24 protein-coding genes and 1 tRNA gene are annotated in these 22,654 nt (G+C 65.5%); 9 read left to right on the forward strand and 16 right to left on the reverse strand.

The features are described from left to right. Window positions 1–8 precede the first annotated feature (8 nt). From QQL87_RS23565 to QQL87_RS23580, 4 genes are read right to left on the reverse strand one after another with little or no spacing between them, the layout of a single operon-like run. Window positions 9–986: an ABC transporter permease gene (locus QQL87_RS23565; protein WP_284421029.1), complete on the reverse strand. Its 978-nt coding sequence runs from the start codon at window positions 984–986 to the stop codon at window positions 9–11. After that, window positions 983–1,933, reverse strand: coding sequence for an ABC transporter permease (locus QQL87_RS23570; protein ID WP_284421028.1), 951 nt, complete (start codon window positions 1,931–1,933; stop codon window positions 983–985). The genes QQL87_RS23565 and QQL87_RS23570 overlap by 4 nt, the downstream gene beginning before the upstream one ends. A gap of 26 nt (window positions 1,934–1,959) precedes the next feature. Next, window positions 1,960–3,483 (reverse strand): sugar ABC transporter ATP-binding protein, encoded by a 1,524-nt coding sequence (locus tag QQL87_RS23575; protein WP_284421026.1) that lies wholly within the window; start codon window positions 3,481–3,483, stop codon window positions 1,960–1,962. Then, a complete protein-coding gene (locus QQL87_RS23580; protein ID WP_284421024.1) occupies window positions 3,480–4,871 on the reverse strand; it encodes an FAD-linked oxidase C-terminal domain-containing protein in 1,392 nt (463 codons plus the stop codon). Before QQL87_RS23580 ends, QQL87_RS23575 begins: the two co-directional genes overlap by 4 nt. 818 nt (window positions 4,872–5,689) lie before the next feature. On the opposite strand from QQL87_RS23580, the gene QQL87_RS23585 reads away from it, so the two are divergent. Next, window positions 5,690–5,908: a hypothetical protein gene (locus tag QQL87_RS23585; RefSeq protein ID WP_284421023.1), complete on the forward strand. Its 219-nt coding sequence runs from the start codon at window positions 5,690–5,692 to the stop codon at window positions 5,906–5,908. 20 nt (window positions 5,909–5,928) lie between these two features. Here QQL87_RS23585 and QQL87_RS23590 read toward each other — a convergent pair whose 3' ends face one another. The 3 genes from QQL87_RS23590 to QQL87_RS23600 all read right to left on the reverse strand — a co-directional run bounded on the left by QQL87_RS23590 (window position 5,929) and on the right by QQL87_RS23600 (window position 8,949). Next, window positions 5,929–6,900, reverse strand: a complete 972-nt coding sequence (locus tag QQL87_RS23590; RefSeq protein WP_284421022.1) for a LysR family transcriptional regulator — start codon at window positions 6,898–6,900, stop codon at window positions 5,929–5,931. 466 nt (window positions 6,901–7,366) lie between these two features. Continuing rightward, window positions 7,367–8,380: an NADP-dependent oxidoreductase gene (locus tag QQL87_RS23595; protein ID WP_284421021.1), complete on the reverse strand. Its 1,014-nt coding sequence runs from the start codon at window positions 8,378–8,380 to the stop codon at window positions 7,367–7,369. Between the two features lie 215 nt (window positions 8,381–8,595). Continuing rightward, window positions 8,596–8,949 carry a hypothetical protein gene (locus tag QQL87_RS23600; RefSeq protein ID WP_284421020.1) on the reverse strand — a complete coding sequence of 118 codons (354 nt, stop codon included), beginning with the start codon at window positions 8,947–8,949 and terminating at the stop codon, window positions 8,596–8,598. 40 nt (window positions 8,950–8,989) lie between these two features. Between QQL87_RS23600 and QQL87_RS23605 the strand changes: the two genes are divergently transcribed. Beyond that, window positions 8,990–9,130 (forward strand): hypothetical protein, encoded by a 141-nt coding sequence (locus tag QQL87_RS23605; protein ID WP_284421019.1) that lies wholly within the window; start codon window positions 8,990–8,992, stop codon window positions 9,128–9,130. Window positions 9,131–9,272: 142 nt separating this feature from the next. Here the strand turns inward: QQL87_RS23605 and QQL87_RS23610 are convergent. Further along, a tRNA-Ile gene (locus QQL87_RS23610) sits at window positions 9,273–9,348 on the reverse strand. Window positions 9,349–9,540: 192 nt separating this feature from the next. Then, window positions 9,541–10,506 carry a Bug family tripartite tricarboxylate transporter substrate binding protein gene (locus QQL87_RS23615; RefSeq protein ID WP_284421018.1) on the reverse strand — a complete coding sequence of 322 codons (966 nt, stop codon included), beginning with the start codon at window positions 10,504–10,506 and terminating at the stop codon, window positions 9,541–9,543. A gap of 108 nt (window positions 10,507–10,614) precedes the next feature. On the opposite strand from QQL87_RS23615, the gene QQL87_RS23620 reads away from it, so the two are divergent. Beyond that, window positions 10,615–11,580, forward strand: coding sequence for a TAXI family TRAP transporter solute-binding subunit (locus QQL87_RS23620; RefSeq protein ID WP_284421016.1), 966 nt, complete (start codon window positions 10,615–10,617; stop codon window positions 11,578–11,580). A 93-nt stretch (window positions 11,581–11,673) separates the two neighbouring features. On the opposite strand, the gene QQL87_RS23625 is transcribed toward QQL87_RS23620, so the two are convergent. The 3 genes from QQL87_RS23625 to mobA all read right to left on the reverse strand — a co-directional run bounded on the left by QQL87_RS23625 (window position 11,674) and on the right by mobA (window position 14,281). Next, window positions 11,674–12,879: an ABC transporter substrate-binding protein gene (locus tag QQL87_RS23625; protein WP_284421014.1), complete on the reverse strand. Its 1,206-nt coding sequence runs from the start codon at window positions 12,877–12,879 to the stop codon at window positions 11,674–11,676. A gap of 172 nt (window positions 12,880–13,051) precedes the next feature. Continuing rightward, window positions 13,052–13,642, reverse strand: coding sequence for a cation efflux transmembrane domain-containing protein (locus QQL87_RS23630; RefSeq protein ID WP_284421013.1), 591 nt, complete (start codon window positions 13,640–13,642; stop codon window positions 13,052–13,054). 9 nt (window positions 13,643–13,651) lie between these two features. Then, window positions 13,652–14,281, reverse strand: a complete 630-nt coding sequence (gene mobA / locus QQL87_RS23635) for a molybdenum cofactor guanylyltransferase MobA (protein WP_284421012.1) — start codon at window positions 14,279–14,281, stop codon at window positions 13,652–13,654. A 262-nt stretch (window positions 14,282–14,543) separates the two neighbouring features. Here mobA and mobB point away from each other — a divergent pair, with 262 nt between their 5' ends. The 4 genes from mobB to QQL87_RS23655 all read left to right on the forward strand — a co-directional run bounded on the left by mobB (window position 14,544) and on the right by QQL87_RS23655 (window position 18,241). Further along, entirely contained in the window at window positions 14,544–15,071 is a 528-nt protein-coding gene (mobB, locus tag QQL87_RS23640) for a molybdopterin-guanine dinucleotide biosynthesis protein B (protein WP_284421011.1), read from the forward strand. 112 nt (window positions 15,072–15,183) lie between these two features. Then, window positions 15,184–15,423 carry a sulfurtransferase TusA family protein gene (locus QQL87_RS23645; protein ID WP_284421009.1) on the forward strand — a complete coding sequence of 80 codons (240 nt, stop codon included), beginning with the start codon at window positions 15,184–15,186 and terminating at the stop codon, window positions 15,421–15,423. 747 nt (window positions 15,424–16,170) lie between these two features. Next, the gene (locus tag QQL87_RS23650; RefSeq protein ID WP_284421007.1) at window positions 16,171–17,826 is read left to right on the forward strand and encodes an OFA family MFS transporter; all 1,656 of its coding nucleotides are present in this window, start codon (window positions 16,171–16,173) and stop codon (window positions 17,824–17,826) included. 169 nt (window positions 17,827–17,995) lie between these two features. Then, window positions 17,996–18,241, forward strand: a complete 246-nt coding sequence (locus tag QQL87_RS23655; protein WP_284421006.1) for a hypothetical protein — start codon at window positions 17,996–17,998, stop codon at window positions 18,239–18,241. A 35-nt stretch (window positions 18,242–18,276) separates the two neighbouring features. Here QQL87_RS23655 and dapA read toward each other — a convergent pair whose 3' ends face one another. The 4 genes from dapA to QQL87_RS23675 all read right to left on the reverse strand — a co-directional run bounded on the left by dapA (window position 18,277) and on the right by QQL87_RS23675 (window position 20,383). Continuing rightward, entirely contained in the window at window positions 18,277–19,227 is a 951-nt protein-coding gene (gene dapA / locus QQL87_RS23660; protein ID WP_284421004.1) for a 4-hydroxy-tetrahydrodipicolinate synthase, read from the reverse strand. After that, complete coding sequence (locus tag QQL87_RS23665) at window positions 19,224–19,499, reverse strand: hypothetical protein (protein ID WP_284421003.1); 276 nt, start codon at window positions 19,497–19,499, stop codon at window positions 19,224–19,226. The genes dapA and QQL87_RS23665 overlap by 4 nt, the downstream gene beginning before the upstream one ends. Window positions 19,500–19,636: 137 nt before the next feature. Next, window positions 19,637–19,921 (reverse strand): hypothetical protein, encoded by a 285-nt coding sequence (locus QQL87_RS23670; RefSeq protein WP_284421002.1) that lies wholly within the window; start codon window positions 19,919–19,921, stop codon window positions 19,637–19,639. 18 nt (window positions 19,922–19,939) lie between these two features. Beyond that, entirely contained in the window at window positions 19,940–20,383 is a 444-nt protein-coding gene (locus QQL87_RS23675; RefSeq protein WP_284421001.1) for a hypothetical protein, read from the reverse strand. Window positions 20,384–20,827: 444 nt separating this feature from the next. On the opposite strand from QQL87_RS23675, the gene QQL87_RS23680 reads away from it, so the two are divergent. Both QQL87_RS23680 and kdpA read left to right on the forward strand, forming a co-directional pair. Further along, window positions 20,828–20,917, forward strand: a complete 90-nt coding sequence (locus QQL87_RS23680) for a K(+)-transporting ATPase subunit F (RefSeq protein ID WP_042340291.1) — start codon at window positions 20,828–20,830, stop codon at window positions 20,915–20,917. A 33-nt stretch (window positions 20,918–20,950) separates the two neighbouring features. Continuing rightward, window positions 20,951–22,654: a potassium-transporting ATPase subunit KdpA gene (gene kdpA, locus QQL87_RS23685; protein WP_284420999.1), complete on the forward strand. Its 1,704-nt coding sequence runs from the start codon at window positions 20,951–20,953 to the stop codon at window positions 22,652–22,654.

Consider the following 22,654-nt stretch of genomic DNA (forward strand, 5'->3'; position numbering starts at 1 on the left):
TAGAAAGCTCATGTCGCCCCACGCCGCGTCTTCATGTCGAGCCAGACCGCGATGATGACGATGATGCCGGTGACCAGCGGCTGCCAGTTTGCGTTGATCGACAGCAGGTTCATGCCGTTCAGCACCAGCGTCAGGATCAGCGCGCCGACGAAGGTGCCGAAGATGGTGCCGACGCCGCCGAACAGCGAGGTGCCGCCGATCAGCACGGCCGCGATCGCCGGCAGGGTCAGGCTCTCGCCGATGTCGGCCTCCGCTGAGTTGAGCCGCGACAGGAAGATGATCGAGGCCAGCCCCGCCATCGTGCCCGACACGGTGTAGACCAGCAGCAGCCGGCGGCTGACGGGAATGCCGGAGAGCCGCGCCGCGACCGGATTGGCGCCGATCGCATAGATCTCCTGGCCCCACACCGTCCGCTGCGCGAACAAGGTCCCGATCGCCAGGAACACCAGCAGCAGATAGACCGGGATCGGCAGCCCGAGGAAATAGCCGCTGCCGATCTGGCGGAAGCCCGCGGGGAAGCCGTGGATCGTCTCGCCGGCCATGTACCAATAGGTCACGCCGTTCAGCACCCACAGCATGCCGTAGGTGGCGATGAAGGAGGGGATGCGCATCGCCGTCACCATGACGCCGTTCATCAGTCCGACGGTGCCGCCGGCGACGAGGCCGGTGAGGATGCCGAGCACAGGCGAGCCGGTCTGATGGATCACGGTGCCGGCAAGGCAGGCCGACAGGGCGACGTTGGCGCCGACCGACAGATCGAGCCCGGCGGTCAGAACGACCAGCGTCAGGCCCGAGGCGATGAAGAACGTCAGGCTCGCCTGCCTGAGCACGTTGAGGATGTTGCCGAGACTGAGGAACGACTCGTTCGCGATACTCAGCACGATGCAGATCAGCAGCGCGGCCAGCAGCCGGTAGAACAATTGCGCCGCATTGTGCGACAGGAACGACCATGGTGGCGGCGGCGCGTCCTTGGCGATGTCGCTCATGCCCGGCTCCGCAGTCCGTCAAGGAACATCGCGACGATCACCAGCACGCCGACGCTCGCTACCTGGACCGAGGATGGCAGCGAGACCAGGTTCAGTCCGTTGCGCAGCACGCCCACGGCCAGCACGCCGAGCAGGGTGCCGAGCAGCCAGCCCTTGCCGCGCTCGAACGAGGTGCCGCCGACCGCGACCGCCGCGATCGCATCGAACTCGAGTCCGAGCCCGGCGGTCGGATGCCCCGAATTCATCCGCGCGGTCATCAGCAGGCCTGCGACCCCGGCCATCATGCCGCCGATGGCGTAGACCGCGATCAGCAGCCGGGTCGGCGACAGGCCGGCATAGCGGAGAGCGTCGCGATTGCCGCCCAGCGCGAACACGTAGGTGCCGAAACGGGTGTGATAGAGCAGGCCGTGAAAGACGCCGTAGCTCGCGACGCCCATCAGGATCGGCACGGGGATGCCGAGCAGCTTCGCCGAATAGATGTCGCGCACGCTGTGCGGAATGCCGACCACGCTCTGGCCGTCGCTGACGATCAGCGACAGGCCATGCGCCATGCCGAGCGTGGCGAGCGTCGCCACGAAGGGCGGAATCTTTGCGATCGCCACCAGCCAGCCATTGGCAAGGCCGAACACCGTGCCGACCAGCACGGCGGCGCCCAGGCCCAGCAGCATGGATTGCGTTGCGAGCGAGACGATGGCGACGCAGAGCGATGTCAAAGTAAGCACCGCGCCCATCGACAGGTCGATGCCCTCGGTCATGATGATCAGGGTCATCGGCAAGGCCAGCATGGTCAGGATCGTCGACTGCACCAGCACGTTGGAGAGGTTCGCGGCGGACAGGAAGCCCGGCGCGATCGCGCCGAACAGGGCGATCAGCAGCACCAGCACGATCGCCACCCCGGGCAGGCGGCGCAGCGAGCTGATCGGCGAGGCGATGGCCAAGTCACTCATGATGCAATGTCACTCATGATGAAACGTCACTCATGATGCATTCCCAGCCGCACGATGTTCTCTTCGGTCAACTCGCTGCGCGCGAGGTGCCCGGCGACGCGGCCGTCGCGCATGACATAGGCGCGGTCGCAGACATGGCAGATCTCGATCTGCTCCGACGAGATCATCAGCGCGGCGGCGCCTTCGGCGACCAGCCGATCGATCAGCGCGAAGATCTCGGACTTGGCGCCGACGTCGATGCCGCGGGTCGGCTCATCGAAGATGAACAGCTTCGCCCCGGCCGCCAGCCATTTGCCGATCACGACCTTCTGCTGGTTGCCGCCCGACAGCAGGCCGACCATCTGCCGCGCGCTCGGCGTCGCGATCCGCAATTGTCGGATCAGTCCGTCGGCGGTGCGCTGTGCGCTGTTGGGATCGTAGAGCCGGCTCGGAAACAGCTTCTTCAGCGCCGACACCACGAGATTGTCGCCGACCGAGCGCAGCAGTGCCAGACCCTCGCTCTTGCGGCTTTCGGGGATCAGCGCGATGCCACGACGGGCCGCGATGTCAGGCTCGCCCGAGATCGGCTTGCCGTCGAGGATGATCTCGCCGGTCGTCACCGGATCGGCGCCGAAGATCGCGCGGGCGACCTCGGTACGGCCCGAGCCGACGAGGCCGCACAGGCCGACGATCTCGCCCCGGCGCACCTCGATGTCGATGCCGGAAATGCCCGTCAATGCGCTGAGGCCCTTGACCTGCAGCACGAGCTCGCCGGGCTGCTCGGCGAAATGGCGCGGATAGGTCATGTCGATAGTGCGGCCGACCATCATGCGCACGAGCTGGTCAGGCGTGACGTCGGCGGGACGCACCTGGTCGATGCGCCGGCCGTCGCGCAGCACGGTGATGCGGTCGCCGAGCGCGAACACCTCGGCCATGCGGTGCGAGATGTAGACGATCGCGACACCGTCCGCCTTCAGCCGCGCGATCAGTGCGAACAACAGCTCGACCTCGCGGTCGGACAGCGCCGCGGTCGGCTCGTCCATCACCAGGATGCGCGCATCCTGGCTGATCGCCTTGGCGATCTCGACCATCTGCTGCTGCGCGACGCCGAGCGTGTCGACGATGACCGAGGGATCGATGTCGAAGCCGATGCCGTCGAGTACGCGCTTGGCATCGCGCAGAATCCTGCGGCGATCGATGGTGCCGGGCAGGCGGCCCTTCGGCTCGCGGCCGAGAAAGATGTTCTGCGCGATGTCGAGGAACGGGACGAGCGAGAACTCCTGGAAGATGACGGCGATGCCGAGTGTCTGCGCATCCGCCGTCGAGGTGATCGCAACCTTCTCGCCCTTGGCGTAGACCTCGCCGGCATCGGCCGTATAGGCGCCGCACAGGATCTTCATCAGGCTGGACTTGCCGGCGCCGTTCTCGCCGAGCAGCATGTGGACTTCGCCCGGGTAGATCGCAAACGAGACGTCATCCAGCGCCTTGACGCCGGGAAAGGTCTTGCTGATGCCGCGCAGCTCGAGCAGCGGCACGGGCGATACGGCAGTCCCGACGGCCCTGTCGCTCATGACGGCCCTCCGGCAAAGATCTTGCCCGGATTCATCAGGCCATCGGGATCGAGCGCCGTCTTGATCGCGCGCATGACGGTGACGGCTTCGCCGAGCTCGTCCCTGAGATAGTCGATCTTGCCGAGCCCGATGCCGTGCTCGCCGGTGCAGGTGCCGTCCATGGCGATCGCGCGCGCGACCATGCGGGCCTGCAGCGCCTTGGCGCCGGCGAGCTCCGCGTCGCTGGCGGGATCGACCAGGATCAGCATGTGGAAATTGCCGTCGCCGACATGGCCGACGATCGGCGCGATGAAGCCATGGGCATCGGCGTCGCGCCGCGTCTCGGTCAGGCATTCGGCGAGGCGGGAGATCGGCACGCAGACGTCGGTGATGACGGCGCGGGCGCCCGGCCGCAGGCCGAGGCCGGCATAGAGCGTGTTGTCGCGCGCGTGCCAGAGCCGGCTGCGGTCCTCGGCCGCCTTGGCCCAGGCGAAGCCCTGGCCGCCATGCTCGGCCGCGATCGCCTCCGCCGCCTGCGCCTGCTCGGCGACGGCCGCCTCCGAGCCGTGAAACTCAAGGAACAGCGTCGGCGCCTCCTGATGGCCGAGCTTCGAATAGGCGTTGATGCCGCGCATCATGACGTCGTCGACGAGCTCGATCCGCGCCGCCGGGATGGCCGACTGGATCAGCGCGATCGCGGTGTCGACCGCGTCCTGCAGGCTCGGGAAGCTGCAGGTCGCGGCCGAGATCGCCTGCGGCAGGGGATGCAGCTTCAGCGTGATCTCGGTGATCACGCCGAGCGTCCCTTCCGAACCGACGAACAGCCGGGTCAGATCGTAGCCGGCGGCGGATTTGCGCGCGCGCTTTGCGGTGCGGATCACCCTTCCGTCGGCGAGGACCACCTCCAGGGCCAGTACGTTGTCCTTCATCGTGCCGTAGCGCACCGCCATCGTGCCGGAGGCGCGCGTCGAGGCCATGCCGCCGATCGAGGCATCGGCGCCGGGATCGATCGGAAAGAACAGCCCGGTGTCGCGCAGCTGCGCATTGAGCTGCTTGCGGGTGATGCCGGGCTGCACCATGACGTCCATGTCGGCCTCGTGCACAGCCAGCACCCTGGTCATGCGGCCGAAGTCCAGGCACACGCCGCCGGCGACCGAGGCGGCATTGCCTTCGAGCGACGTGCCGGCGCCATAAGGGACGATCGGCATGTGGGCTGCCGCGCACAGCTTGACGATCTCCACGACCTCCGCGGTGGTCTCCGGGAAGACGACGATGTCGGGCGTCAAGGTGGGGTAGTAGGATTCGCTGCGACCATGTTGATCCCGCACGCCACGCGCGACACTGGCACGCGGTCCGATCAGGTTCGAAAGCCGCTCGGCCAACGCGCCGGCGCGATCTCGCACGTCCATCCATCCTCCCCGCGGCTCACCTGACGACATCGGGACTCTTTGCGGTCCTCTCGTCGCTGGCCGGGCCCGGGCGGACTGCATGTTTCCGCAACCCGTCGCGCCATCTTCACCCTGGTGAGCACTGGCATCCTTCATCATTCGGCCCGTGCGCGCAAGGCCTTGGCGGCCCGTGCGCGATTTCGCCCCGCCAGGAATAGATGGCCTGGCGCCCTCGCGTGTCGCTGTGATGTCCATTTCGCCATGCGTCGACGTGATGACGAGACCGGGCTCGGCGATGGACGCTCGGTAGCGCAGTCCGACGCGCTCCGGCCGGCCGAAACAGGGATCGGCCGTCGGCCGTCGCTGCATTGCGCCGCACGTTGGTCGTGGTCCGAATTCGCTGCATGCACGTCACCGCCTCGCGGCGCCAGGGAGCGTCCGAGTTGATCGGGTCGTTGCCCTCGGAAACGAGAGGGCGCGGGGAATGCCGGGCGCTGGCCGCACCCATGGCCCGCCTGCAGAAAGAAAAGCAGGCGGCAGTCACCACAGGTTCAGCCGAGACATCCCGGCATTCCCCGCACGATGGTTGGGCGGCTTATACGCACTCTCCCCGGGGACCGGGCTGTCTTGCCCCCGTCGCGGACGGATCATCGTCCCCATCCGCTTGGCCTCAGCGTCGGGAGGCCAGGACCATGCGACTTCGCCGGCGCAACAGCCTCGTTCGTCCGCATGACCTTGGGTCACGCTGCGAGACCATCACACCCACCGCATCCCACCCCGCGCGTCGTGACGATCGCGATGCGCCCCTCATGGCGAGGCGGGACAAAAGGGAGATAAGCATGAATTCCGGAAAAACGAAAGAGAAATATTTTTCGCGGAAGGACTGGACAGGGCAAATCAGCCTGGACCACCAGCGCACAAGCCATGCGGCTTTCGACGTTCGGGTTGCCGCGTATCGTCGCGTGCGCCGAGCTGCTCTCGCACCATATCGCTTTGCCACGCGGTTGCCGAGAGCTGGTGCCGCGATCGCGATGGTCGGGATAAGCGACCGCGCTTGATGCCGGGCTCCCTTTCCGGATCAATGATGGTCGGGAATCGTGCGTTTCCGCCCGCTCAGCCAGCCCCTCGTCAATTCCATCTCCTTCTCGATAAATTCCCTGACCTCTCGAGATTGCATTCGCCGCTCGGTCTCCCGTCGATGCAGAAGCCAGATATCCAGAATGGCTTCCTCGTTCGGCAAGACGCGTGACAAGCCCTCTGCCTCGGCAAACGGTACGGCGAGCAGAGCCAGCCCGAGGCCGGCGGACGCCGCGGCAACCTCGCTTCCAACTTGCGATAGCTTTATGCCGGCGCTGGCGGCTGCAATGGAATGAAAGCGTGACATGAGAGGAGGGCGTTCGTCGGCTGCCGGGCCCGACCGAAGATCGTTGGCAATGAGACCGATCAACGCGTGACCGTTCAACTGGTCGATCGCGCGGGGAGGGGGACGCGATTGCAGATAGGCCGGTGATGCGTACAGGCCGAAGGCAATCTCTCCAACTCGTTTCCCAATCAACTCATCGTCGCCCGGATCGCCAATTCGGATGACCAGGTCGAGATCGCTCTCGTCCAGGCTTTGACGAGAGGCCGTGGAGTGGACCTCGAACATCAGTCGGTCATTCGCGTCACGTAGCCGCTTGAGGCGAGGAAGGAGCCAGTGCTTCGTCATGCCCTCCGAGGCAGACAGCTTGATGACCGTTGATCGAGCCCCGATATGTTCGTGCACCTCCCTTTGAAAGTCATCAAATGCGGCCATCATGGCGCTGGCGGATCTCCGTAGAGCTTCGCCTTCTTGCGTGAGCACAATGCCCGATGGATTTCGAAAGAAGAGGGGAGCGCCGAGGCTGCGCTCGAGTTCGACGAGACGACGGCTGAGCGTGGGCTGGCTGATGCCAAGCTGGACGGCGGCACGGTTCATGCTCCCGCAAGAGGCGACGACGAAGAACAGGCGAAACAGATCCCAGTTTGTGCAATCCATAAGGGTCGCGGCGGGGGCGGGATTTGTCGACATCATTGCCTCACAGCACAGGTCCGCCGGGTTGCCCAGTCCTTGTGCGGAGAGCGCCGGCCCGACCGATCTTACTGCCGTAACCCCGCCATGCAACGAGCCGGGTGGTTAAGGGGGAGCTGCAGGCTGTGTGCAGCGACCGCGCATGTCCAACGTAAAACCAACGTCGCTGCTGGCTTGCTGGAATTCAATAGCCTCGACCCGGGATCAGTTGAGGACGCCTTTTGCGCCCGCCTCCGCCACGAAAACGAACGGTTCGCGCTGGGGCCGTAGTCAAGCGGCGATCGCCTGCCCTTCAATGGATTTGACGTCGCAGAATCAAGCCAACGGTCAAAAGCGGCCCATTTGATCGAGTAAGGCGGCTAGAGCTGGCTGGCAGTCTGGCGAGTTTGGTCGAGTAAAGGCTGTGATCATGCCGAGGGAGGCCGCCGCGGCGATGTCCTCTCCCCGCGCTCTTTTGTGGTTCGCGCTAGTCCTTGACTGCAACGACGATTTTACCTCTCGTTCTACCGGTCGCCATCGCGTCATAAGCTTTGGCTACGTCGCGCAGGCCGAACACCTGCGAAACAAACGGCTTTATCTGTCCTGCATCCACCAGCGCGGCAATCTCCGCGAGCTGACCACCGTCAGGTCTGGTCAATGGGCCATGAAATTCGACTCCGCGTTCTTCGGCAGCCTTTCTGTAAGGCAGATTGTGCGCGGCAATCCTGGCTGCGGCTTCGGGTGTCTGTCCATATTCGATCCAGGCTCTCTCGTCTGACACGCGCCTGAGTCCGACATAGCGACCGCCCGGCTTGACACTCCTGATCGACGGCAGGACGAGATCGCCGCAAACGCCGTCATAGACCACATCGTAGGGGCCAGCTTCTTCAAAGCTCTCCGTCTCGTAGTTGATTGCCTTGTCGACGCCGACCGATCTGAGGAAATCCTGATTGTTCGCGCTCGCCGTGGCGGCGACGTTGGCTCCGATGTGCTTGGCAAGCTGGATCGCGAAGGTTCCGATACCGCCGGCGCCAGCCTGGATCAATAGGCTCTCGCCAGCCACGAGACGAGCGCGCTCGAAAAAGCTCTGCCAGGTCGTAAGAGCGACGGTAGGCAGACTTGCGGCCTCTTGGTGAGTGATTGTCTTGGGTTTGCTGGCAAGAAGCGCGGACGGTATGGCGATGCGTTCTGCGTAGGCGCCGTAAACATTCGGCAGGCGGCCGTAGACGTCATCTCCTGCTTTGAACCCCGAGTTCGCGGGTGCATCCAGGACGGTCCCAGATACGTCGAAGCCCATCACAATCGGGAAATTCTCAGGCAGTGCCGCAAACAAGCCTTGCCGGATGACGATCTCGACGGGATTTACACCGGCTGCATGAACGTCCACCAACACGCTGTCTGCCGTCCGGACCGGTTCAGGAACCTCTCCGTACGCCACGACGTCATTGCCACCAAAGCCAGTCAGAAATGCTGCCTTCATCTGCTTACCCTTGCCGTTCATGACCGTCTGTGGCTCGAGCGAAGATCGACATATCTGATCGAATTTGCGGGAACCTGACGGCTTCTCATTAGAAGACGGAAGGCCTCGAACGCAATGCAACTGGGTGATGATCGGCTATTCACTCCTGAAATGCGGTTCTCGAAAAATGAGCAGCGGACATCATCATGACTGGAACGGATGATGCGCATCTGCGTGTCGCAGCGGGCGAACCAATATTAGGCGCTTGTGGCGGACGAGGCTCGCAACGCCATGATCTTCGACGATGTCTTGCAAGCGCTGGAGCACAAGCGTTCCCCGGTCATCTTGACCGAGCGCAAAGACCACGCGTTGTGCTTGGCCGATAGGCTGTCTCGTTTCGCACGCAATGTCATTGTCTTGACCGGCGGGTGGGCGTGAAGCCGAGAAAAGGCGCAATGAAACGGCTCAGCGATATTCCTGCGGCCGACGAGCGCGTGCTGATCGCCGCCGGACGATACATCGGCGAGGGTTTCGATGACGCTCGGCTCGATGCGCTGTTTCTGGCTATGCCGATCGCATGGAAGGGGACGCTCGCACAATATGTCGGGCATCTGCATCGATCATACGACGCCAAGCGCGAGGTTATCGTCTATGACTATTTTCGACGAAGCCGTGCCAGTGCTCAAACGCATGGGCGAGAAGCGGGTCAGGGGTTACAAGAGCCTCGGCTACGTGATCGACGAGAAGGGGCAGGTATCGTCGAGCGCTTCGGCGATGTTGCCGATGCTATGAGCATCGCGGCTCGATCGGGAAGGGCCAAGAGTTGCGGACGTCGCCTTTCCAAGCTTCGCCAGCCTTTCCTTTTTTTCACCTCGGCCTTCCGATTGTGCGACCGCCGGCAAGGAGGCCTTCTGACATTTTCATCCAGGGAGTATGGTGGGCCCGGCAGGACTCGAACCTGCAACCAGACCGTTATGAGCGGCCGGCTCTAACCATTGAGCTACAGGCCCCGCGGCGCGGGGGTCGTTGCGGCGGTGAGGGGCGGGGGCAAGCCTGCCCGTCATCCTGCCGGGGACCCGGCGACGGTGCCGGGTCCGTTTACAGCCTCACCGGCGATCCGGCAATGCCGCGGACGCGCCGTTTTGCCGGGCTTGCGTCGCCGCAGCCCTCGGCAGCAGCTCGCCGCCGCAGCCGGCGCTGCGCTAATCCACCGAGACGCCGGCGAATTCCACCACCTTGCGCCATTTCTCGGTCTCGTCGGCGACGAGCTTGCCGAATTCGGCGGGCGTCATCGCGCGCGGGATGCCGCCGGTCTCGGTCAGCCGCGCGACCAGCTTGGGGTCCTTGAGCGCTTCGCCGACCGCCTTGTTGAGGATCTCGACGATCTCGGGCGGCGTGCCCTTCGGCGCGGAGATGCCGTAGAAGCCGACCGATTCATAGCCCGGCACAGTGTCGGCGATCGCAGGCACCTCCGGAACGGTCGGCCAGCGCTGCGGCGAGGTGACGCCGAGCGCCCGGACGCTGCCGCCACGGGACTGCTCCAGCGCGGTCGGCAAATTGTCGAAGATCAGCTGCACCTTGTTGGAGATGATGTCCGGGAAGGCCAGCGCCGAGCCGCGATAGGGCACGTGCAGCATGTCGCACTTGGTCATCGCCTTGAACAGCTCGGCCGCCATGTGAACCGAGGTGCCGTTGCCCGAGGAGGCAAAGGCGATCTTGCCGGGATTGGCATGGCAATAGTCGATGAACTCCTTGACCGTCTTCGCCGGCACGTCGTTGCTCACCACCAGCATGTTGGTGAGCTGCATGATGCTCGCGACCGGCACGGTGTCGCGGATGAAATCATACGGCAGCTTCTTGTACAGCGAGGTGCTGATCGCATTGTTCGGCGCCACGAACAGCAGCGTATAGCCGTCGGGCGGCGAATTGATCATCGCGGCGGCGGCGATGTTGCCGCCGGAGCCGGTGCGATTCTCGACCACGACCTGCTGGCCGAAGCGCTCGGACAGCCACTGCGCCATGATGCGGGCGACGATGTCGACCGGGCCGCCCGGCGAAAAGCCGATCAGCCAGCGGATCGGATGATCGGGGTAGGCCGCCGCGGCCGGCTGGATTGCGAGGCAGGCTGCGACCACCAGGCCGGCCAGGAACGTGCGCGCCCACTTCATCTTGTCCTCCCGAAGCTCTTGTCGTTGTCTTTGGCGGCATGCTTCCATAGATCTGCACGCTTGCATACAAGCTTGTGCGGGACGCGCAGGCACGAAAAGGACGGGCCGATGAAGTCGTTGCGATTGCTCGGCCTTGCCGTTGCGCTGGTGTCCGGCGCCGCCGCAGCGCAGCAGGGAGGGAACGCCATCAGCAAGCTCACGATCACTCTCGGGACTGCGACGCCGGGCGGCGGCTTTCCGCTCTATGGCGATGCCTTCGCCACGGTCATGAACGACGCCGATGCCGGGCTTGCGGTCGTCCCGCGCAATACGAAGGGCAGCAACGAGAACATTCCGCTGCTGGAGCAGGGCGAGCTCGATCTCGGCCTCGTCGCCGGCGAGCCGGCCTATCAGGCCTTCATGGGCATCGACCGCCCGAAGACCGGGCTGAAGATCCTGACCGCGATTTTTTCCAGCCCGGGCCTGTTCGTGGTGCGATCCGACAGTTCCTATCGCAGCATCCGCGATCTCGTCGGCCAGACGGTGGTGTTCGGCGCCAAGGGCTCGGGCCTGCCGATCATGTCGCGCTACATGCTCGATGGGCTCGGCCTGCAGCAGGACCGGGATTTCAAGGCGGTCTATCTCGACCGTGCCGGCGATGGTCCGGCGATGGTGCTGGACGGCCGCGCCGCGGCGCTGTGGGGCGCCGGCATCGGCTGGCCCGGCTTCGCGGCGATGGCTGCGGCGCCGGGTGGGACCCGCTTCATCGCGCCATCAGTCGAGGAGATCGCGCAGGTGAGGGCGAAGCACGGCTTCCTGAAAGCGCTGACGGTGCCGGCCGGCAGCTATGCCGGGCAGGACGCGGCGATCGATTCGATCGGGTCCTGGAGCTACGTCCTGGTCCGCGAGAGCCTGCCCGACGACGTCGCCTATCGGCTGGCGAAGACGCTGCATGGAGCGGAAGCCGCGCTGTGCAGGACGCTGGCGCAGGCCTGCGAGACCACGGCCGCCAACACGGTTGCGGCCGCGCCCAGCCCCGATCTGATTCATCCGGGGGTGATGAGATATTTCCGGGAGATCGGGGTGGTGAAATGAGAGGGGCGAATGGCGAATAGGGCGTAGCGAATAGGCAGAATCAAAACGATCCGCTCGCACCTCGCACCTCGCACCTCGCTACTCGCCATTCGCTCATTTCATCCGGCACGCCGGATCCGGCGGGCCGAACGCGTCCTCGCCTTTGATCGTGGCCAGGATCTTGTAGTAGTCCCACGGATATTTGCTCTCCTCCGGCGTCTTGACCTGCGCCAGCACCAGATCGTGCACCATCAGATTGTCGGCGCGCAGCTTGCCGTTGCGGGCGAAGAAATCCTCGACCGGCGTCTCGCGCATCTTTGCCGCCACCGCGAGCGGCTCGTCGCTGCCGGCGGCCTTGATGGCGTTGAGATAATGCGTGACGGCGGAGTAGACGCCGGCCTGCCACATCGTCGGCATCCGGTTCATCTTGGCGAAATAGCGCTTCGACCATTCGCGGGTCTTGTCGTCCATGTCCCAGTAGAACGAGGTCGTCAGCAGCAGCCCCTGTGCCGCCGGCAATCCCAGCGAATGGATGTCGGTGATCAGCGCCAGCAGCGCCGCCATCTGCTGGCCGCCCTTGAGCAGGCCGAACTCGGCCGCGGTCTTGATCTCGTTCATGTTGTTGGGGGGGCCTGCGGCGATGCCGATGATCTTGGCCTTGGAGGCCTGGGCCTGCAGGATGAAGGACGACAGATCCGGCGTCGCGAACGGCGGGCGTACCGAGCCCACCACCTTGCCGCCGTTGGCCGTGACCACGCTTGCCGCATCGCGCTCCAGCGAATGGCCGAAGGCGTAGTCGTCGGTGATGAAGAACCAGCTGTCGCCGCCGCGCTTGACGACCTCCTTCGCCGTGCCGGTGGCCAGCGCGCGGGTGTCGAACACCCATTGCATCGCATAAGGCGAGCAGAACTTGCCGTGGAAATCGGCCGCGCCCGTCGACTGGGTGATGAACAGCTTCTTTTTCTCGGTGGCGATGGTCTGCACCGCGAGGCCGACCGCCGAGACCGGCACGTCGACGATGAGATCGACCTGCTCGGTGTCGTACCAGCGCCGCGCGATCGCGGCACCAATGTCGGGCTTGAGCTGATGGTCGCCGACGATGACGCTGATCGGCTTGTCCAGCACCCTGCCGCCGAAATCATCCACCGCCATCTGCGCCGCGGTCACCGAGCCCTGGCCGGTCGGCGTCGACGCGGGACCGTTCATGTCGCTGAGCACGCCGATCTTGACGACATTGTCGGAGATCTGCGCCCGCGCGCCGGTGGTCACCAGCAGCGCCGCCGCGGCCCATGCCGCTGTTCTCAGGAAGCTGAGTTGCAATCCGTCCTCCACCGATGTCGGCCTGGCGCCGTTGTTTGTCGCGGCTCTGCCGGCCGATCCACCTATCTGCAATCAATCCTGGGCGGCCGTCAATCACGGTGCCGAGCGACGGATCGCGGTCAGCGGTTGCACTGCAACGGCGCGACCGGTCCCGCGCGCGAACCCGTCCCGCTCAGGCCTTGGCCGCCTTGTGCTCCTCATGCGCGGCCTCCCAGACCTCGCGCGCGGCGTCGGCATTCATCAGCGCGATGCCGACGCCGACGATCAGGTCGGGCCAGATCGAGCGCCACAGGAAGGCCGTGACCAGACCGGCCGCGATGATCGCGACGTTGGCGTAGGCGTCATTGCGCGCGGAGAGAAAGGCGGCCCGGGTGAGGCTGCCCTGATGATCCCTGACCCGCGCCAGGATCAGCGCGCAGCCGAGATTGACGATCAGCGCGCCGAGGCCGGTGAGGGTGAGCGGCAGCGCGGCGGGAATCTCGGCCGTGAACACCTTCTCGCCCGCAGTCCACAGCCCGGCGAGCGCGGGTGCCAAAAGGATCAGTGCCAGCACCTTGCCGAGCCGGGCCCGTTGCGCCGCGCTCCAGCGCAGCGCCAGCGCGATCAGCAGATTGACCGAGGCGTCCTCGAGAAAATCGATGCTGTCGGCGAACAGGGCGACCGAGCCGATCGTCAGCGCAACCGCGAACTCGATGCCGAAATAGCCCAGGTTGAGCGCGGCAACCGTGAGCACGGTGCGGCGGACGGGATTGGTCATGTCCATCACGCGTCCTCAATCATCCAGCTTGGCCAGCCGCTCCGCCTCGGCGAGATCGTCGGCGGTGTTGGCATTGAAGAACGGATCGCGCGGAATGACGGGCCAGGTCACGGTCGCGACCTTGTAGCGCGCCGTGAAGCGGGTGACCTTGCGGATGTCGTCGGCCACCAGGGCACGGCGGAGGTCGTCCCGCAAGCGCACCGGCCACAGTCCGATCACCGGGTGGGTCTGGCCGCCGGACGCCGCCAGCGCGAGCTCGGCCTGTTCTCTCGCGCAGGCGCCGGCAAGCCGCGTCACCAGATCGCGCGGCAGGAACGGGCAGTCGGCCGCCGCGCTCAGCATCCAATCTGCGTCAGGCCTGTGCACGGCAACCCAGTCGAGCCCGGCCAGGATGCCGGCCAGGGGGCCTGGAAAGCCCGCGATGTCATCGGGCACGACGGTCAGGCCGTAGGCCGCGAATCGCGCGGGATCGCCATTCGCATTCAGGATCAGTCGATCGCATTGCGGCGTCAGCCGCGCGATCACATGGGCAAGCAGCGTGCGGCCGCCGATCTCGCGCATCGGCTTGTCGCCGCCGCCCATCCGCCGGGCGAGGCCGCCGGCGAGCAGGACGCCCGGAATCGATGTCGTTGTCGTGGCTGTCATCGCCGGTTCCGTTATCATGCCGCGCAGCCCCGCGTCAGCGGCCCGGGCATGCGATCCACGATTTGCGTCTCGTCTGCGCGGGAGCGCGAGACGCAGCTGTTGGCTCATTGCCCGCCGGCATGACATCCCGGCCGGGCCGGGATAGAGCTATCGAAACTGCACGATCCGCAGCAAATCTACCCGGCCGCAGGCACGAAACACGGCTGGGGGGCAAGGGCAGGCGCCTGCGGCCCGGCCGCCTTGGTTCAATCTGGAGACCGCGATGAACGTCATCGGCCTCGCCGGCTGGAGCGGCGCCGGCAAGACCACGCTGCTGACGCGGCTCATTCCGCATCTCAACGCGCAGGGGCTGCGCGTCTCGGTGATCAAGCACGCCCATCACCGCTTCGACGTCGACGTGCCCGGCAAGGACTCCTGGCGTCATCGCGAGGCCGGCGCGGCGGAGGTGCTGGTCGCCTCCGGCACGCGCTGGGCGCTGATGCACGAATTGCGCGGTGCGCCCGAGCCATCTTTGCCTGATCTGCTGGCGAGGTTGTCGCCGGTCGATCTCGTCGTCATCGAGGGATACAAAGCGGGGCCGCACCACCGCATCGAGGTGCACCGCAGCGGCAATGCCAAGCCGCTGCTGTTCCCTGATGATCCCGGAATCGTCGCGATCGCCAGCGACGTTGCGATCGAGGCGGCCCTGCCGCGGGCTCACCTCGACGACATCCCCACCATCGCCGCCCTGGTCCGGCAGTTTGCAATGCCGTTGGCGGATGTGGTGGCCCTGGCTGCCGGTGCCCGGTGATGGAACTCGCGGACGGAACAGGGAACCCGCTGGAACTCGTCGTTGCCGGCGCGGAACTCGAGACGGGAACGGCGCGGTTGACGCACCCAGGCCGCTTCGCCATGGTCCGCGCATGACCATCAAGAGGCTGGATCTGGCGGGATTGAAATGCCCGCTGCCGGCGCTGAAGACCCGCAAGGCGCTGCAGTCGCTCAAGCCGGGCCAGCGCCTCGAAGTGTGCTGCACCGATCCGTTGGCGGTGATCGACATCCCCAACCTGATTCGCGAGACCGGCGATCGGGTCGAGATCCTCGATCGCGGCGAGAGCGGCATTCTGTTTCTGATCGAGAAGATGACGGGGCAGGCCGAATGAGCCGCGTGCAAGACGAAGCGGACCACATGCTGCAGGTTGCTGGAACTAAGTAGTTCGTGCGTCCGCCTTGCTGCGCGCAGGTGTCAAGTGGCCGAATCGCTTCCTATCGTCGCATCCGCGCCAGAGCCCGCTCATAACAATGCCGCGTTCTCTGTCCAGGCTTGCGCCGTTGGGAAGAGGCAAGGGGAGGTTGTTGCTGTCTTCACAATTTCGAGAGCAGTGGATCCTCGGCTGCGTCGCATGTCCGAGGTGATCAACGGGGCATCTGATTAGTTGATTCCATTCGTGACGGTGATGAGCCGTCGGGAAGTAATGGTGCGCCTGATGACTACAGCCGTGAGTGGCGATGGCGTCGGTTGCACGCGAACTTCTGTGTTTGTTAGCAACACACCTACGCTGCATTGCGGTCAATCCACCAAGTTTGACCAATTATTACCATTTTACTATCGACAATTTGCCTCGGTTCTGCACCAATTGAGGCGCTCTCCGCGGAGGTTGCGGGAGGCGAGTCATGCCCGCTGGGGATCGGGCCAGGTGGAACCGCGGCGCGAGAATGACGCGAGGATGACACGACGGCTGAGACCTCGGTGGGGGGTGTCATGCGCGTCGGACGAGCCTCGATGTTTGTGCATCGCGAAATTGTCTGGCAGGTCGATGGCGGACAGGGTGAGTAAGCGTATTGATTCTGATCAAGGGGACAGAACATGACGTCGTTGCGTTGGACGGGAGTCCGTAGGGGAGGAATGCATGGCTACCATTGAGAGCGCGGGCTCGCTCCCGAACGCGCAAGCGGGCATCTTCGATCGTGAGCACACGGTCGCTAAAGCGGGGTTCAACCGTTGGCTGGTTCCGCCGGCTGCACTGTGCATCCATCTGTGCATCGGCATGGCCTACGGGTTCTCGGTGTTCTGGCTGCCTCTGTCGCGCGCGATCGGCGTGACCCAGAGCACCGTCTGCACCGACATGACGCTGGTGCAGGAGCTGTTCACGACCAGCTGCGACTGGAAGGTCGCGAGCCTTGGCTGGATGTACACGCTGTTCTTCGTGCTGCTCGGCGGCTCCGCCGCCGTCTGGGGCGGCTGGCTCGAGCGGGCAGGCCCGCGCAAGGCCGGCGCCGTGGCGGCGTGCTGCTGGGGCGGCGGTCTCCTGTTCGCGGCGCTCGGCATCTATGTCCACCAGCTCTGGATGATGTGGCTCGGCGCCGGCGTGATCGGCGGCATCGGTCTCGGTCTCGGCTATATCTCGCCGGTCTCCACCCTGGTGAAGTGGTTCCCCGATCGCCGCGGCATGGCGACCGGCATGGCCATCATGGGCTTCGGCGGCGGCGCGATGATCGGTGCTCCGCTCGCCAACCTGCTGATGAACTACTTCAAGACGCCGACCTCGGTCGGCGTGTGGGAGACCTTCGTCACGATGGGCGTGATCTATTTCGTCTTCATGATGATCGGCGCCTTTGCCTATCGGGTGGCCCCGGTCGGCTGGCAGCCCGAGGGCTGGACGCCGCCGGCGGTGAAGAAGGCGATGATCTCGGAGCACCACGTACATCTCGACAATGCACACAAGACTCCGCAGTTCTGGCTGGTCTGGTGGGTGCTGTGCTTGAACGTGTCGGCAGGCATCGGCGTGATCGGCATGGCCTCGCCGATGCTGCAGGAGATCTTCGCCGGCAAGCTGATCGGTCTCCCCGATGTCAGCTTCAACCAGCTCGACGCCGGCCAGAAGGCGGCGATCGCTGGCATTGCAGCCGGCTTTGCCGGCCTGCTGTCGCTGTTCAACATCGGCGGCCGGTTCTTCTGGGCGTCGCTGTCGGATCACATCGGCCGCAAGGCCACCTATTACTGCTTCTTCCTGATCGGCATCGTGCTCTACGCGCTGGCGCCGACCTTCGCAGCAATGGGCTCCAAGCTGCTGTTCGTGGGTGCCTTCGCGATCATCCTGTCGATGTATGGCGGCGGCTTCGCCACGGTGCCGGCCTATCTCGCCGACCTGTTCGGCACCCAGTTCGTGGGCGCTATCCACGGGCGGCTGCTGACGGCGTGGGCGACGGCGGGCATCATCGGCCCGGTCGTGGTCAACTACATCCGCGAGTTCCAGCTCGCCGCCGGCGTGCCGCGCGACCAGCTGTACAACACGACGATGTACATCCTCTGCGCCATGCTGCTGGCCGGCCTGATCTGCAACCTCCTGATCAAGCCCGTCGATCACAAGTGGAACATGAGCCCGGATGAAGTGGCGCGCTACCAGTCGGAGCTCGCCAAGAGCGAGTCGGCGGTCCAGCATGGCTCGTTCGGCATCGGCAAGGGCGGCCTCGACCTGAGCTCGGCACTGTTCTGGGCCTTCGTCGGCGTGCCGCTGGCCTGGGGTGTCTGGAAGACGCTGGAAAGCGCGGTCAAGATCTTCTGATCAATCGCGATCGTTGCAAGCGGGGCGGCCTGGTTGGCCGCCCCGTTTTTTTTGTGCCTATGCCTTTCCTATGCGAGGCGCGCACCGTCCGTCTCGCATTCCTACGACGAGCCGCGCCATCTTCGAGGCAGCCGGCCGGATCTCGCGCCGGCCCATGCGGAGAATGGGCATGAGCTCGATCGAACTGCCTCGTGACGCCTGCGGCGCTTTCGTCACCAGGGCCATCCGGCCTTCGCGCCTGATCAAGACGCTCCACAAGGCCATCAGCACCGTTCATGCGGCGATTGCCGCTGCCAAGCTCCGGCGCCTGCGCAACGAGCTGCTTCTGCGGCAGAGCTCTGCAGCCGCCATCGCGCCCGACGCCTCGCGCCGGCCGCAGGCGCCGTTGATCCTCGGGGACAAGTGGGACTTCTGAGGCTGTCGTTGCCGATCAAAGCCCTGCGGCCAGCCTCAGAGCTGGGCTGTTGGCTTCGGTTCTGGGCCGGCAGATGACGCGTTCAATTGCGCCATGGCCTGGGCCAGCATGGCCTTCGCAGGCGTGTCCAGCTCGGTCAGAGGCAGACGGACATGGGCCGCCGCGAGGCCCTCCAGGCTGAGGGCGTATTTCAATGCCACCGGCGCGTCGCGATTGAACGTCTCGATCAGCGGCAGCAATCGCCGATGCAGCCGTCGCGCGGCGTGCCAGCGTGCGCGCTGGCAGGTGGTGAAGAGCGCGTTGCAGAGCTGTGGGGCGACGTTGGCCATCAGCGAGAAGCAGCCATCACCGCCGGCGGCCATGAACGGCACCACCGCGATGTCGTCGCCCGACAGCAGGCGGAAGCCGGGCGGTGCCAGGGAGCGCAGATGAACGGCGCGTGCGACATCGCCGGTGGTGTCGCGCAGGCCGACGAACTGCGCCCATCGCGCCAGGCGGATCAGCGTGTCGTCAGGCAGCGCGCGCCCCGTCCGTGATGGACAGTCATGCAGGATGACCGGCAGAGCGGTCGCGTCCGCGACCGCTCGGAAATGCACGTAGATGCCCTCTGCCGTCGGCCGGTTGTAGTAGGGGACCACCGACATGACCGCGTCGGCGCCGGCGACGGCCGCCTGCCTGGTGTTCTGCACCGCCTGTAACGTCGAGTTGGATCCCGCGCCGGCAATGACGTGAACCCGGCCGCGCGCCACTTCCACCGCCGTGCGAATGACGGCCTCGCGCTCGGCCGCCGTCAGCGTCGAGGCTTCGCCAGCCGTCTCGCATACGAGGATGGCGCTGGCCCCGGCCTCGATCTGCCGCTCGCACAGTCTGGTGAGCGCGGCCAGGTCGAGCGCGCCGGTCGCATCGAACGGCGTCGGAATGTCGGCGATGATGCCGGCGAGCCAGCGTGCCGCGGACCCCCGCCGCGTGGTCGCGGCCTCGCTCATGCGACCGGCCGCTTGCCGTTCCCGAGCAGCAGGCCGACGGGCGCGAAACGTCCGTTGGCGTCGAGCTCGATCGTTCGTGACAGCTCGACGATCGTCTCCGGATGATGACCGTTCTCGAACAGCGCATATTTCATCGCCTCGGCGCGGCTGACGAACAGGCCGCCATAGAGTCCATTCTGCTCCTGGGCCACCCACTGGCCGCGGCTATTGCGGCCGATGAGCACCAGGGCGGCTGCGGATCTGTCGCACGAGGGAGGTTCGACGAGCTTCATGGACGTGGTCCTTTCTGTTTCACGCCGCATCGATGCGAGATGACGTTGCGGTCGTTGATCGGATATCGCGGTGTGCGGATAGGAAATCCAGGCGGCGGAGCGGTCGACGATGTAGGCGCCGCGTAGGCAGGCCGGGCTCAGGATCCGCAGAGCTGGTTGAACGCCATGACGGCGCAATAGAGGGAGAGGTAACCGGCCATCTCGTCCCAATGATTGAGGCCTGGGGCGAAGACGCGCTCGCGGCGCATCGTGGCGAGGACGGCACAGAGAATCACGGTCATCCACAACAGCGCTGCAAGACTGCGTCCGAAGCCGATCGTGCCGAAGGTCGCGAACAGGACGAGGATCGCCATTCGCAGGCCGAAGCGAAGCAGCACCCTGGCCGGGGACAGCTCCACCGCCTTGTCAGCGGAGAGGATCATCGTCGCGCTCTTGCGGTCTCAGAAGTTGTCGCAGCAGAGCAGCGTCGCAAGCGCCGGGTCGGCAGAGCGTTGTCCCGAGACGGGCGCCAGCGGCGGCTCGAGACGCCGCGCCTCGACCGCAGCGTGGAGAATGGCGAGTGAAAGATCGGTGTGCCTGGCCTCGGCGCAATGGTCGAGCCAGTCGGGCATGTCGCGCCGCTGCGACAGCGCGCAATGCCATTCACCGTCATCATAGGCGAGGCGGCGCAGCGACCAGCGCGGCAGCCGCAAGGCAATCAGCTCGAGCGCGGCATCGACGCGGGCTTCGGCCTGCAGCAGCTGGTCGATCCGCAGCCGTCGCCGCCCGCGCGCCGACAACGGCGAGACGCCATCGTCCTCGCCGAGAAGGTCGGCCAGCAGCGTGGCCGCTTCCTGCGCCAGGTGCTGCGGCTGGGCGAAATCCTGTGGGGTCATGACCGGCATGGTGTTGTTCCGTGATCGGTGAGCGGCGGCCGAACGGGGCCGCGCGGCAAATCTGGCCGGAGGAGCCGTAGGAATGCGAGAGGGGCGGGGGAGAAGAGAAATAAACGGCGCATAAAGGCTGCGGCGCTGCCGGGCCGGCTTCCTATGCGATCGCGGCCGCGATCGTGGCGTTCTGTCGCGGAACGCGATCTGGCCGTTTATGAGATTCCTATAACTTTGCCGGCTCCGCTGTCTCGAAAGCCTATGGGGTCCGATGCCATCTGGACCGGTGGAACGGACTGCGGCGGCGCCGTGCGCACTGCCGGCCGCTCCACCCGCGGCGCCGGTCCGGCGCCCATGAGGAGCACACCATGCTTGACATCCTAATGCTGGCGCTGGGCGCCGGCCTCTTCGCCTTGGCGATCGGCTACACCTACGCTTGCGAGCGGCTGTAGGAGACGGGCCATGATCTTCGACTATTCGCTCGCCGGCGCCGTCTCGCTCGGCCTTCTGATCTATCTCACCTATGCGTTGCTGCGGCCCGAGCGGTTCTGACCGCCGGCCGTCGTATCCTCAAGGACACATCCCATGACTGTCATCGGCTGGATCCAGATCCTGCTCTACTGCGCCGTCATCGTCGCGCTTGCCAAGCCGCTCGGCTGGTACATGACGCGCGTCTTCAGTGGCGAGCGCACCTTCCTCTCGCCGGTGCTGCGGCCGGTCGAATCCGCGATCTACTGGATCGGCGGTGTCGACGAGCGCCGCGAGCAGCACTGGCTGACCTATACGGTCGCCATGCTGCTGTTCCATGTCGGCGGCTTCCTGATCATCTACGGCGTGATGCGGCTGCAGGGCGTGCTCCCGTTCAATCCCGCCGGCCAGTCGGCGGTCGCGGAGGACCTGTCGTTCAACACCGCGATCAGCTTCCTGACCAACACCAACTGGCAGAACTACGGTGGTGAGAGCACGGTCTCCTATCTGGTGCAGATGCTCGGCCTGACGCACCAGAACTTCCTGTCGGCAGCGACCGGCATCGCGCTCGCGATTGCGCTGATCCGCGGCTTCTCACGCGCCTCGGCGCGCACGGTCGGCAATTTCTGGGTCGATGTGACCCGTTGCACGCTCTATGTGCTGCTGCCGCTCTGCATCGTCTACACGCTGGTCCTGGTCTGGCAGGGCATCCCGCAGACGCTCGGGCCCTATGTCGAGGCGACGACGCTCGAGGGTGCCAAGCAGACGATTGCGGTCGGCCCGGTCGCCTCGCAGGTCGCGATCAAGATGCTCGGCACCAATGGCGGCGGCTTCTTCAACGCCAATGCCGCGCATCCGTTCGAGAACCCGACGGCGCTGTCGAACTTCATCCAGATGATCTCGATCTTCGCGCTCGGCGCAGCCCTCACCAACGTGTTCGGCCGGATGGTCGGCAACCAGCGCCAGGGCTGGGCGATCCTCGCCGTGATGGGCGTGCTGTTCATCGCCGGCGTCGCCGTCACCTATTGGGCGGAGGCCAGCGGCAGCAACGTGCTGAACGCGCTCGGCCTGACCGGCGGCAACATGGAGGGCAAGGAGGTCCGCTTCGGCATCGTCGCGTCCTCGCTGTTCGCGGTGATCACCACGGCCGCCTCCTGCGGTGCCGTCAACGCCATGCATGACAGCTTCACCGCGCTCGGCGGCATGATCCCGCTGATCAACATGCAGCTCGGCGAGATCATCGTCGGCGGCGTCGGTGCCGGCCTCTACGGCATGCTGCTGTTCGTCGTGCTCGCGATCTTCGTCGCCGGCCTGATGGTCGGGCGCACGCCGGAATATGTCGGCAAGAAGATCGAGGCCCGTGAGGTCAAGATGGCGATGCTGGCGATCCTGGTGCTGCCGCTGATGTATCTCGGCTGGACCGCGGTCGCCGTGGTGCTGCCGCAGGCGGTGGCGTCGATGGCCAATGCCGGCCCGCACGGCTTCACCGAGGTGCTCTATGCCTACACGTCGGCGACCGCCAACAACGGCTCCGCCTTCGGCGGCCTCACCGGCAACACCTTCTTCTACAACCTGACGCTGGCAAGCTCGATGTTCGTCGGTCGCTTCTTCATGATCATTCCGGCGATGGCGATCGCCGGCTCGCTCGCCGAGAAGAAATCGATCCCGCCGTCCGCCGGCACCTTGCCGACCACCGGCGGCCTGTTCGTCGGCCTCGTCGTCGGCGTGATCCTGATCATCGGCGGCCTCACCTTCTTCCCCGCTCTCGCCCTCGGTCCGATCGTCGAGCATCTCGCGATGACCGCCGGCACCGTGTTCTGA

It is taken from the genome of Bradyrhizobium sp. SSBR45G (assembly GCF_030159255.1).
Classification (GTDB): domain Bacteria; phylum Pseudomonadota; class Alphaproteobacteria; order Rhizobiales; family Xanthobacteraceae; genus Bradyrhizobium.